The 13,141-nt window shown below is 29.4% G+C and carries 12 protein-coding genes; 9 read left to right on the top strand and 3 right to left on the bottom strand.

What is annotated here, in order from left to right; translation table 11 throughout:
- From SVN78_04850 to SVN78_04830, 5 genes are all read left to right on the top strand, one after another.
- Positions 1-957: acetyl-CoA C-acyltransferase (locus SVN78_04850; protein ID MDY6820931.1), on the top strand; the 957-nt coding region annotated here is incomplete at its 5' end.
- Positions 958-1,001: 44 nt separating this feature from the next.
- A complete protein-coding gene (locus SVN78_04845; GenBank protein MDY6820930.1) occupies positions 1,002-2,774 on the top strand; it encodes an acyl-CoA dehydrogenase family protein in 1,773 nt (590 codons plus the stop codon).
- 348 nt (positions 2,775-3,122) lie between these two features.
- Positions 3,123-4,583, top strand: coding sequence for a CDP-glycerol glycerophosphotransferase family protein (locus SVN78_04840; GenBank protein MDY6820929.1), 1,461 nt, complete (start codon positions 3,123-3,125; stop codon positions 4,581-4,583).
- Positions 4,565-5,728, top strand: coding sequence for an HAD hydrolase family protein (locus tag SVN78_04835; GenBank protein ID MDY6820928.1), 1,164 nt, complete (start codon positions 4,565-4,567; stop codon positions 5,726-5,728). The genes SVN78_04840 and SVN78_04835 overlap by 19 nt, the downstream gene beginning before the upstream one ends.
- Position 5,729: 1 nt before the next feature.
- Positions 5,730-6,644 (top strand): N-acetylneuraminate synthase family protein, encoded by a 915-nt coding sequence (locus SVN78_04830; protein MDY6820927.1) that lies wholly within the window; start codon positions 5,730-5,732, stop codon positions 6,642-6,644.
- A gap of 56 nt (positions 6,645-6,700) precedes the next feature.
- Here the strand turns inward: SVN78_04830 and SVN78_04825 are convergent, their stop codons facing one another.
- Positions 6,701-7,840, bottom strand: a complete 1,140-nt coding sequence (locus tag SVN78_04825) for a glycosyltransferase family 4 protein (GenBank protein MDY6820926.1) — start codon at positions 7,838-7,840, stop codon at positions 6,701-6,703.
- A 194-nt stretch (positions 7,841-8,034) separates the two neighbouring features.
- Here SVN78_04825 and SVN78_04820 point away from each other — a divergent pair, with 194 nt between their 5' ends.
- From SVN78_04820 to SVN78_04805, 4 genes are all read left to right on the top strand, one after another.
- Positions 8,035-8,313 carry a hypothetical protein gene (locus SVN78_04820; GenBank protein ID MDY6820925.1) on the top strand — a complete coding sequence of 93 codons (279 nt, stop codon included), beginning with the start codon at positions 8,035-8,037 and terminating at the stop codon, positions 8,311-8,313.
- 181 nt (positions 8,314-8,494) lie between these two features.
- Positions 8,495-8,839 carry a CZB domain-containing protein gene (locus SVN78_04815; GenBank protein ID MDY6820924.1) on the top strand — a complete coding sequence of 115 codons (345 nt, stop codon included), beginning with the start codon at positions 8,495-8,497 and terminating at the stop codon, positions 8,837-8,839.
- A 224-nt stretch (positions 8,840-9,063) separates the two neighbouring features.
- On the top strand, positions 9,064-9,798 hold the full coding sequence (gene modA, locus SVN78_04810; protein MDY6820923.1) for a molybdate ABC transporter substrate-binding protein: 735 nt from the start codon (positions 9,064-9,066) through the stop codon (positions 9,796-9,798).
- A gap of 7 nt (positions 9,799-9,805) precedes the next feature.
- Positions 9,806-11,191: an alginate export family protein gene (locus tag SVN78_04805; protein MDY6820922.1), complete on the top strand. Its 1,386-nt coding sequence runs from the start codon at positions 9,806-9,808 to the stop codon at positions 11,189-11,191.
- Positions 11,192-11,251: 60 nt separating this feature from the next.
- On the opposite strand, the gene SVN78_04800 is transcribed toward SVN78_04805, so the two are convergent.
- Positions 11,252-12,625: a surface carbohydrate biosynthesis protein gene (locus SVN78_04800; protein ID MDY6820921.1), complete on the bottom strand. Its 1,374-nt coding sequence runs from the start codon at positions 12,623-12,625 to the stop codon at positions 11,252-11,254.
- 10 nt (positions 12,626-12,635) lie between these two features.
- Positions 12,636-13,141 (bottom strand): hypothetical protein (locus SVN78_04795; GenBank protein ID MDY6820920.1); only part of this gene is annotated, 506 nt, incomplete at its 5' end.

Here is a 13,141-nt window from a genome sequence, read left to right as displayed (position 1 = left end):
CAAAATGCTGGGTTGCCCTATAGTGTGCCAGGTCAAACTATTAACCGTTTTTGCTCCTCAGGTTTACAAGCTATAGCAACAGCTTGCGAGCGAATAATGTCTGGGTTTGCTGATTGTATAATTGCAGGAGGTACTGAATCTATGACACTCGTTCCAATGTCAGGCAATACCTTTAGAGCAAATCCTGAATTAATAGAGAAATGGCCTGAATGCTACATTGCAATGGGTATGACTGCTGAATTGGTGGCAGAAAAGTATAATATAAGCAGGGAAGAACAGGATGAATTTGCATATGAAAGTCATATGAAAGCAGCTAAAGCTATAGATAGTGGTAAATTTAAGGATGAGATTATTCCTGTTGAGGTTGAGCACAAAAAAGTTGTAAACAGGAAGGTAAAAACTGAAAAAGAGGTTGTTGATGTAGATGATGGTGTTAGAAAAGATACGTCTATTGAGAGTTTATCAAAACTTAGGCCTGCTTTTAAAATTGATGGCGTTGTTACAGCTGGTAATTCATCGCAAATGACTGACGGGGCAGCTGCAACACTTGTTGTCTCAGAAGATTTTTTGAAAAAAAGTGGATTAAAGCCTAGCTTGAAATTTAGGGGGTTTGCAGCAAGAGGTGTTCCCCCTGAAATTATGGGTATTGGCCCGATGGAGGCAGTGCCTGCAGCTTTAAAGCTTGCTGGATTAAGTTTGAGTGATATAGGGCTTATTGAATTAAATGAGGCATTTGCTTCTCAATCATTAGCTGTTATAAAAAAACTTGGGTTAGATAGATCTATTGTAAATGTAAATGGTGGTGCCATAGCAATTGGTCACCCTTTAGGTTGCACTGGTGCAAAGTTGACAGCTACATTAAAGCATGAAATGAAGAGAAGGGATGTAAAATATGGTATTGTAACTATGTGCATCGGTGGAGGAATGGGTGCTTGTGGTGTTTTTGAGAACGTTTAAAATATTAAAAATATTAAAAATATAAAATTGATAAGAGGTGATTTATGAGAAAAGGTGGTGAGTTTTTAATTGAAGAGATTAAGAGTAATGAGGTTTTTACACCTGAAGAATTCACTGATGAACAGAAGCAGATTGCTGAAACTACTGAGAATTTTGCAATCAATGAGGTACAACCGCATCTTGAAGAATTAGAACATGATGTTCCCAACGGTAAGTATGATCTAATGTTGAAACTATTTAAGAGATGCGCTGAGTTAGGATTATTAATGATAGATGTATCTGAAGAATATGGTGGATTAGATTTAGATAAAGCAACAAGCATGTTAGTTGCTGAAAAAATGACACTTGCCGGCTCATTTGCCGTTGTCCATTTAGATCACATAGGTATTGGGACGTTACCATTAATATATTATGGCACTGACGAGCAAAAAAGAAAGTACTTAGATAAACTGATGTCTGGTGAATGGCTAGGAGCTTATGCGTTAACTGAGCCAGAGGCTGGTACTGATGTTCTTGGCGCAAAATCTACAGCAGTTCTATCTGATGATAAAAAGTATTATATTCTAAATGGAACAAAGCAGTTTATCACAAATGCAGGGGCAGCAAATTTATTTACTATATTTGCTAAAGTAGATAAGGAAAAGTACACAGCATTTTTAGTTGAAAGGGATACTGAAGGGCTTTCTTTTGGGCCAGAAGAGAAAAAAATGGGAATGAAAGCCTCTTCAACAAGACAGGTTATAATGGATAATGTAAAGGTTCCTGTTGAAAATCTTTTGGGAGAGATTGGAAAGGGTCATAAAATAGCTTTTAATATTTTAAATATTGGTAGATTTAAACTAGGCGCAGGAGCAACAGGAGGAATGAAATATGGTTTGGTAGAATCTGTTAAATATGCTAATGAGAGAAAGCAATTTGGAAGGCCAATAAGCTCCTTTGGTGCAATTAAGGAAAAAATTGCTGATATATATTTATTAGCCTATGCATCAGAATCATTGGTTTATAGGCTTGCAGGTTTATTAGATGAAAAGTTAAAAAGTATAGATAAGAGCTTGCCAAACTATTATGAAGAGTATCAAAATGGTATAGAAGAATATGCTCCTGAATGTTCAATTGCAAAAGTATTTTGTAGTGATGCACAAGGTGAAGTTGTTGATCATGTTGTTCAGATTTTAGGTGGCTATGGCTATATAGCTGATTATCCAGCTGAGCGTTATTATAGGGATGAGAGAATTAATAGGATTTGGGAAGGCACAAATGAAGTAAATAGAATGCTCGTTCCTGGTATGATTTTAAGAAGAGCTCTAAAAGGGGAGCTGCCTATTATGAATAAGGTTAAAGAGGCTATGGATCAAATGATGTCTATACCTGAAGAAGCTTATGTAGGTGAGGAATTTGGTCCTGAAAAAGATTTATTAAAGAATTTAAAGAATCTCTCATTGATTGTAAGTGGTAATGCAGTGCAAAAATTTGGTGAAAATTTAAAGGACGAGCAAGAGGTATTATATGCCTTGGGTGATGTTATCATAAATTTATTTGCCCTTGAAAGTACAGTGCTCAGAAGTGAGAAAATATACAATAGCCTAAGTGATGAGAAAAAAGAGTTTTTTAAGGCTTTAACAAAAATAACAACCTATAGATTAAATGACCGCATATTTAATGCTGCAAAGAAAATAATCTATTATAGTAGCTCTGGCGATGAGGTACATATATTATTAAGCGCTCTTAGAAAGTTTACACGATACAATGTTGATAATTTGTTGAGTTTAAGAAGAAAAGTAGCTGATACAGTGATAGAAAATGAAAGGTATCTATAAGTTAGGAGAGGGCCTCATCCCTCTCCTAACTATAATTAACAAGCTATTTAATATTGCAACTTTTTTAATTATATATAACGTTTTATCAATATGATATATTTATTTAAATGTTGAAAATTTGTTGAAAAGTTTATAGCAATTAAATCTAGAATACTTATAGAATGTAAAATATTAGAACTTATGAAAATTTCAAAAGTTGGGTTTTTAAAGCCCAACTTATTTGATTTCCTTTTTTCTTTGTAAATCAAAATTTTTAAAAAAACAAAGATATTGACCAATATGTCAAATGTATTAATAATGGATTTCGAGAGATTTGCTATATTATATTAAAATTATAGAGATAAAAGGATGTTGATAGATAAAATTCTATCCCTTGAGAATAAAGAGCTTTTAAATTATAAATTTTCAAAATACAATTTATTAATATGGCCTTTCATAAGAGCATATCTTATAGAACATATTTACTTAAAAGAAACAAAGAGTGATAAACCAAGTGAACGCAGAGGAAAGTTAGATCTATTTAAGAATATTTCATATATGTTAAAAACAATTAAATATAATCCCTTTAATTATGCTAACTATAAAATAGTTTTCCTAATAACACAAATTGCAACAACATTTAAAATTGAAGGAAAGTATGTTAACAGATTACATGATTATTTTGCTCTTGAGTACCCCGAATCAACTTTAATTGTAGAAAAATCTGAGAGGAGAGCTTATAAGCTGCCGAGGTATTTTAAAAATGTTGCCCTTGAAGATTATATGTATATCTATCCTTATTTAAAATCATTAACAAAAAAAATAGATAAGAGGGATTTATACAATATAGAAGCATTTATAGAATATGCCGGAAAAATATTTAACAACTATTTAGATTATAAAGATTTAAAAATAATATACAATAGGTTATTAACTGAGGCAGTTTATGCGCCTTTGTTTTATGAAAATTATATTAAACTTTTTAAGAAACTAAAACCTTCTGTTATTTTAATATATGCTGCTAGTGGAGGAAAAAGAAAGACTTCCATTGTAAAAGCTGCAAAAGATTTAAGTATAAAGAGCTGTGAATTTCAACATGGTATTATATCTCATTCACATCCTTTTTATAACTACAGTGAGGACCTCTTTTATTCTAGTGAATACAGAGAGTACTTGCCTAATTATTTGTTAACCTGGGGAGAATTTTGGAATAATAATATGAGGCATCCAGCTGAAAAAATAACAGTAGGTTATCCTTATGTAATTAAGAGACTTGAAGAATATAGGAAAATAAAAAAACAAAATAATAAAAAGCGTGTTGTATTAATTGTGTCACAGGGTACAATAACAAAGATATTTGTCAATATTGTTAAAAAATTATTGATGAAATTAGATGTTTCACAGCATAATATCATGTTTAAATTACATCCTGGTGAGGTTCCTTTTAAAGAGAGGTACAGTGAACTATATAAATATAAAGGTGTTGAAATTGTAAAATCTGGGGATATCTATGATATGATTTTTAAGAGTGATATTGTTGTAGCTTGTTATTCAACAGTGGTATTTGAGGTGTTAGCCTTTAAAAAACCTCTATTTATATTAAATAATAGGTGGTCTCAAGAATACATTCCTAAAACTATAGGAAATTGGTTTGAAACAGCAGATGAATTGTATAAATTAATTACTTCTGGTAAGATAGACAGTAAAGAAGTAAATAACAATATAGAATATTATTGGGAGCCTAACTGGCAGAAAAACTACAAAAGATTTGTAGAAGATGTTGTTGGTATAAAGACAAATAGGAGACAGCTATCAGAAAAATTGGCTTAATCCCATTAAGGAAAGGCTCAAAGTCAATTAAAAATAAAAATAGAAAAAAACTTCTTGGTAGGCCTCTCTTTAGTTGGGTATTATATGAGGCTGTAAAGAGCAGTCTTGATGAGGTTTATATCTTTACTGATGATGAATATATAGCCGATTATGTGAACAGTGAATATAATTATCTAAAAAAGGTAAGGCTAATAAATAGAAGTAGTGAGAGCGCAACAGATAGAGCAAGTACTGAGTTAGCAATAAAGGAATTTCTTCATAAAATTGATAATAATTATGATATTTTATGTTTATTACAGGCAACATCCCCCCTTACAACCTCTAGTGATATTAACAATGTATTAACTAGTTTGATAAATGATAAAGTGGATTCTATATTAACAGCTGTATTAATGAAAAGGTTTATCTGGGATAAGGAAGGATATCCTTTAAACTATAATCCAAATAATAGGCCAAGAAGACAAGATTTCGAAGGTATATTAGTTGAAAATGGTGCTATATATGCAACTACAAGAAAACAATTTGAGCAAAGCGGCAATAGAATAGGAGGAAAAATAGGTATAGCAAGGATGCCTGAGGATACATTTACAGAGCTTGATGAGCAGGCAGATTGGCTTATAATAGAAAGGTTATTAATAAATCGCCTAAAAGCAAATAAAAAGGTAAAAGGTAAAATAAAGGCCCTTTTTTTAGATGTAGATGGGGTATTTACCACAGGTAGGGTTTTTTTTGGTGAATCTGGCGAACTATCTAAGGAATTTAGTATCATAGATGGTATGGGATTAGAATTATTGAGAGATGAAGGTGTTGATGTATATGTTATAACATCTGAAGATTCAAAGATCGTTACAAATAGGATGAAGAAACTTAAAATAGAGAATTATTATCCAAATATAAAGGATAAATATGCAAAGGTAGAAGAATTGTTAACGCATAATAATATTAAAAGATCTGAGATAGCATATATGGGAGATGATATTAATGATTTGTCAAATTTATTATCAGTTGGTTGGTCCTTTTGTCCATCAAATGCAGTTAATGAAGTGAAATACTTAGCTGATATTATCCTACATGCAGAGGGCGGAAAAGATGCTATAAGGGAGGCTGTTGGTTTTGTTATAAAATTTAATAGTAGAGGTGAATAGGATGAAGTATGAGATAGATGTAAATTATATGAAACCAAAGGTTGTCGCAGAGATTGGGTGCAATCATAAAGGGGATTTTGAATTAGCAAAGGAGATGATAAAGATTGCAAAAGTATTTTGTAATGCCGATATGGTTAAATTTCAAAAGAGGACACCAAAAGAATTGTTAACGGAAGAGGAATACAATGCACCCCATCCAGAACCATGGAATTCTTATGGCAAAACATACGGGGAACATAGAGAATTTTTAGAGTTTTCTATAGAACAGCATAGAGAATTAAAAAAATATGCCGAGGATGAATTTAATATTGCATATTCCTCATCAGCTTGGGATATGACATCATTAAAGGAGTTAATCGAGGTAGTAGATCCTACTGTTTTAAAGATACCATCGGCAATGTCTACTAATTGGGAGATGCATAAATATGTATGTGAGAACTTTGGCGGAGAGGTTCATATATCAACGGGTATGACAAAAAAATCAGAAATAGAAGAAATAGTTAGATTCTATGAAGATTATAATAAGAATGAGAATATTGTGCTCTATCATTGTACATCAGGTTATCCTATTGACTTTTGTGAGGTATGTTTACTGGAAATTGCAAGACTTAAGAAATATTATGGTGACCGTGTTAAATCAATAGGTTTCTCAGGTCATCATAAAGGGATCGCTATAGATATAGCTGCTTATACATTGGGGGCCACTTGGATTGAGAGGCATTTTACTTTAGATAGAACGTGGAAAGGGACAGATCATGCAGCTTCTTTAGAGCCAGATGGGCTTAGAAGATTAAGACGTGATTTATATGCGGCTCATAAAGCACTAAAATTCAAGGAGAATGACTTACTTGCAGTTGAAGAAAAACAGGCAAAGAAACTAAGATGGGATAGATTTATTAATTTTATAAAAAAATAATTGTTTTATGTGTTAGGCTTCATCTTTTTTAATGTATTAGGTTGATATCTTTTAGATTACAACAGGACTTTTTTTGCTCTTATGTCCCATGTATATTTCTTTATAAAATCATTGTAAGCTCTATTAGCAATTAAACTTCTTAGATTTTTATCCTTTAATATATTTATTGCATCAACCCATTTATCAATATTATCTGGGGGGGAGAGAATAGCATTATTTTCATTTAAAACTTCTCTTATGACAGGTAGATCGCTTGCTACAATTGGTTTTTTATGAGCCATATATTGGAACATTTTTAGGGGAGAGGTTATATCTCCAAAATTTTCGAGGTAGGTTTCTTCACCATTGTTTTTAAATACGCTAGAGATTACTATTTTCTGATTTGGTAATAGACAAACATCCATTGCATTAATATAATCTGAGATGTTTGTTTGATTAATAAAGCCATGGAAATATATATTAGTTGAGTTTGTTTTATTTCTCCAAAAGTTAACCTCTTTTTTTGTTCCACCTACTATATGAAAATCAATCTCTGGCATTTTTGAAGCTAATTTTATAATTAGTTCTATTCCTTTACCTACATATAGATTACCAATATAACCAACTTGTAAAATGCCTGAGTATTTAACAGATAAATTTTTTCTTTTTAGGGTTGTAGGGATGCTTGCAGCAGATGGAGCTACTATAATATTATTTTTATCTATTTTATAATTATTTAAATAGTATTCTTTTAGTTTATTTGAAATAAAAATTATTTTCTTTAAATTTTTGGATCTTTTTAACAGATTGAAAAAAAATCTTTGTTTCCTTTTAGGTAATTTGTTGTGCAACTCTATTCTAACGGAAAAGCCAAAGTAGGCTAGAAGGGTAGATGAAATAATATCTCTACTATATATTAGATCATAGTTAAATCTTTTAGCATATTTTAAACATAAGAGAGCATAACTAATATCATTTGTTAATATCTTCAATGGAAACTTTATAGGTGGGAATTTTTTAACCTTAAATATTTTTTTAACATTATAAAATTTGTATATATCTTCTTCCATATTGGCATACTCACGGTTTTTTTTAGAGGGTATTAGCAGGGTCACATCATGACCATTTTCTGCAAAAGCTTCGCACATTTTCATTATTTGTATACTGCTTGCCATATTTGATGGAATTTGAGCTTTTGACACATACAAAATTTTCATTTATTAGTAATTACTAATCTTCAAATATAATATTTGTTAAATAATATAATTTTTTTAATATTTAATTAATAAATTATTAAACTATATGATACGATACAATATAAAAAGTTCATAATGAAATTATTTGTGAAAATTGCTATAATGTTATTATGTTTGATAACATCTATCTTTTATGCTAAGGATATCTAAATATAATGAAGAATATCATATTTCATAGGATTAGGATATTTAGAGAGATCATAAAATATAGATGGTATAAGCTCTTAACACGTATTGAAAAGAAATATTTAAATTTTAAGCTAATAAAACATATTTTATATAATAATTTAACTTTTTCAGCTTTTTTTAGTTTTAATGAATATGTCCTAGATTATTATTTTAATTGTATAAAATTTAGAATGAAATTGAAGGATGTATATAAAAACTGTTTATTAAATATTGGCCATTATTCTAAAATTAAGGGAGTTACCTGAATAAGTTAACTAAATCTTATTTTTTGGTCACAAAGTATGAAATGTATATAATATATATTTAATAATTGTTTATTTCTATTTTATACAATTGCTTTACAATGAGTGGTTGACAAATTAAGAAAATATATTATTTATACTATTGAATTTATAATTATTTTAATAATAAATAAAGAGGTGTTATATGGATTTATCAAAGGAACTTTCACAAGCTTTAGGCAAACATAGCATTTGGAAAAACAAAATAAAAAGAGCTATAACAACAGGTCAGTTAGATACCATAATGGATATTGTCGTTGATTATCATGAGTGTGACTTTGGTAAGTGGCTTTGTAGCAATGAGGTTACTAAAAAATTCAGTGGAAACAAATTTTATGAAGAGATTAAAATATATCACAAAAAGATTCATGAAGAAGCAAAAGAAATTGTAGAATTAGCAAAAAAAGATAGAGAAAAAGCTCTGAAAATGTTTAATGAAAGTACGTTGTTGCTGCAGTTTGCAAATATAGTAAGAAGATTAGCAGCATAGTTTGTTTAACATAGACTTATTTTGCCTTTAGTATTTTGTAGACACTTATGTGTCTACACTATTTTATTAATTCCTTATCTATATTTTATAAATGTCGGTAACATTGACTTTATTTTATTTAGATATGGAATACTATTTTTTATGTATGTATTACACATATTTTTATTATTTTTTTTTCTTGTAAAGTTTTATAACATAAATACAATACAAAAATGAAATTATTTATGAGAGTTGTTATAATATTATTATTTTGTTTGGTAACATCTACTATATATGCAGAGAATATATATTGGTATATTGGAGCAGGCTTAAAAGAGCCTGCAAAGGAAATTACTTCAAAATATAATAAAACACATGATAATAAAGTTATTTTGATTTTAGGGGGTTCTGGTCAGTTATACCAAAAGATAATTATGTCTAAAAAGGGAGATATATTTACCCCAGGGGGAGAAAAATATTACAAAATTGCCCTAAAAGAAGGTGTGATTTACAAAGGAGAGAAATTACTTGTGAATACACCAGTGTTTGGCATATCTAAAAGAGCAAGTGATAAAATAAATTCTTTTAAAGACTTACTGAAACCAGGCGTAAAAATTGTATTGGGCAATCCTAAAACTATGGAACTTGGAGCTGCTTTTGAGAAGATGTCAGAAAAAATGCCTAAGGATATATTGGAGGCTATTACAAAAAATACAATTTTGAAAGCATTAAATCAACCTCAGATAGTTAATTATATTAGAACATCGACAGTTGATGCTGGTATATTATTTGAAGCAGATGCTAAGATGTATAGTATAGAATATATAAAAATACCTAGAAAATATTCTGTTGATGTAATAGCTTATATAGCTTTGATTAAGTACAGTAAAAATAAAGAGCTCGCACAATCATTTTTAGGCTATATCCGTAAAAATGCAAATATTTTTAGTAGATACGGCTATAAAGTTGTAATGGAGTAAAGTAAAAATTAAAAAAATAATTAATTATTTCTTATTTTTATTAAATTTTACAATCTTTTTAGTATTTTTTAGTTTTATTAATATAGTTCCAGCAAACGCCGCAAAAGATAAAAAACTAACTTTTGGTATAAATACTAGATTTAGGTTTGAGTCACAACATAATTTTAATATACAATATTATGGTGAAAACCCGAAGAAAGGCTCTGATAGTGATGATTTTCTTTTATTTAGAATTAGAGGTGGTTTAGATTATAAACCATCTGAGATGTTACATATTGCTCTATGGTTTCAAGATGCTGAAGCAATCGATTCTTCTTTTTCAGAGAGCGATTTTTATAAGCAAAGATTTGAAGGGGAAAACAACCCTTATAAAGATAGGTTTGAGTTGTGGCGTGCATTTATTAACTTAAAAAAACCCTTTGATTTGCCAATTAGTATAAAAGTAGGCAGGCAAAGAATTTCTTATGGTGACAATAGAGTATTTGGGCCTGGGGAGTGGGGTAATACAGGTAGGTGGCTATGGGATGCTGCAAAAGTAACCTATCATCTAAAGAGAGAGAATTTTATTGATCTTTTTTATGGAAGAACCATTTTGCATGATCCAGATGAATTTAGTTTAACCCATAGGCATTCCTTTGAAAGTGTTGGTATGTATAGTCATTTTGTCTTACCTAAAGTATTATTAAATACTTGTATTGAGCCTTTCATTATGACAAAAATCGATAACCATAATACTATTACAGGAGAAGATGGCGAAAAAGGTGATTTTGAATCATATTACATTGGTTTTAGAAGTTTTAATAAGGATATTTTTGGTTTTAATTATGATGTAACATTTGTTAGACAGGATGGTAATTATGCAAATGACGATATTGATGCTTATGCTTATCATCTACTGTTAGGTTATGAATTTGAAGACCTTATTTTCAAGCCAATTGTTAGTGTAGAGTATAGCTATGCATCAGGTGACGATAATCCAAATGATAACAAGCATGAAACCTTTGATGGGGCCTTTGGAGCAAAAGATAAAATGTATGGAAGGATGAATCTTTTTTCATGGCAAAATTTAAAGGATTTACAATTTAATGTTGAAATAAATCCAATTAAATGGCTAAATATTAGAGGGGAATTCCATAAGTTTTGGCTAGCTGAAAAAGAGGATGGGTGGTATCTAAATAGTAAAGAATATAGAGATAAGACTGGTGCTTCTGGCGATGATCTTGGAAAAGAAGTTGATATTATTGTTACAACAAAACCTTTTAAAGGTAGTAAATTTATGTTGGGTTATAGCCATTTTTGGCCAGATGAATTTGTTAAAAATACAGCGTCAAAAAAAGGAGCAGATTGGTTTTTTATTCAATGGGAGCAATCGTACACATTTAATATTCTTTGATTTTATTAAGAATAATGTGTTTGATATTAATATATTTGTCTCTAAAGGTTTGAATAAATTTTAAGTCTTATAAACGTAAAAACAACTTGCCGATACTTGTTTTATTTTAATATTAAAATTTAATTTGAAATACTCGTTTAAGTTGTCTATATATCTCCTTACCTCCTTTACACTAGTTGGTGGAAAGTCGTTAATTATATGAGGATTTTTTATAGGAAGTTTAAAAATATTATTAATAAAATGTAAATATTTTAAAAATTGACTAATAATTAGACCAGAATAATCTTTTTTTACAATACATTTATTTTTATTAAAAATATTTTTATTAAATTCCTCTAATAGAAGCTCAGATGATAATTTTTTACCTGTATATAGATTATAATTAAGGATATTCCTTTTCTTTTTAATTTCATCTGGGGTCTCTTTATATTTATTCTGTATGATTTTAGTGATAATGTCTTTTAGGGAGTTAATACTATTAACCTCAATACTCAGAGAGTTTGGTAGTTTTAATTCAAAATTTTCTGATGTAACAGGCTTATATGCAATTACTTTTTTGCCTAATAGATATGCTTCTATACCTGTGGTGCAACTATTATGTATCACTGCATCTGCACAATAGATCCAAGGAAAGATATCATATCTTTTTATCACCTTTACATTTTTATAGTCTTTAAATAATTTTTTCCAGGTAGTTATCTTTTCATTCGGATGAGGCCTAATGACTAGATTTGTTGATATATCTGTTGCAAGCAATTGTAAAGCCTTTACAATTAAACTAAAGAGCTCTTTTTGATAGTTATAAAAATTAAGCCAATATTGAAGGATATCCTCAGATATATTCTTTTTCATTCTTTTTAATCTTTTTAGCTGTGATTCAATGGGTTTTATACCATTTGCTAATGCAAAAAAGGAGTTAAAAAGAATAAATTTGCCATAATGATTATTTATATATTTAATTTCATTTTTATATATATTTCTTCCTATTTCGCTTAAAAGATCAATACGAGGGTTTCCTGCTATGATAACTTTTTTGTCTTCTTTTCTATCGATCAAGAAATTTTTTAAGATATTTGCTTGTCTTTCTCCCCATGTAAAAACTTTTTTCATATATTTTATGCTTTCATAGTCAACTCTTCTGTTTAAATATTCCTGATCATTTTGGAATACTAAACCTTCGTCATCTAATCCGTAAAATATCATATTCCTTTCTTTAAATTTCTCAAAATATTCACTTTTTTTGCCAAAAAAATCTTTCTCTAAATAAATCCCATCTGGTCCCTTTAATGCAATCTGCTTCACTGATTTTCTTCTGCCAATTACAAAGCTGTAATCATGTTGTAATGAAAGATATCCTAAGAGAAGTTTAGCTAAAAAAGCACGTTGTTTTATTTGTACGGGCAAATATATTATTTTATTTATTGCCTTTTCCATTTTAAATATTTCAGCGATTTTGTTTTAGGGTTTTTCTTTTTACACCTACCAAGAATATGTAAAAACAAGTAAAAAATAGACTATTTTCTAAAGGCTTTGGGATTTTTACATTAGGTGTATGTTTAGATAGTTTAAAGTAACCATATGTTAGAGCATTTTTAAAAGTAAATAAGCACTTTATGAGTCTTAAAAATGATAGCATTTTGCCATTTAATATTCTAATAAACCATTTTGTGTAAGAAATAAGCTTTTTTTTTGGTGTAATATAAACTGTATAACTTCCTTCTTCTTTTTTATTAATGGGGTAAGGCATAATATCTAAAATTTTTTCTGCAATAGCATCAAGATAATATTTATTGTTACTGTAAATATTATTAGTATTATTCCCATTTTCTGGCCTTACCTCACTTTTATAGGTGAATTTAAAGGATCTAAGCCAAAGTTCTTGAAGATTAAATGTTGTCTTAATAAGGGGCAATGTATTAAATAGCGTGGTGATAGATGCAATAGATATAC

It is taken from the genome of Deferribacterota bacterium (assembly GCA_034189185.1).
GTDB lineage: Bacteria > Chrysiogenota > Deferribacteres > Deferribacterales > UBA228 > UBA228.
The sequence above is the reverse complement of the archived record's forward strand: the minus strand, read 5'-3'. Positions and strand labels throughout refer to the sequence as shown.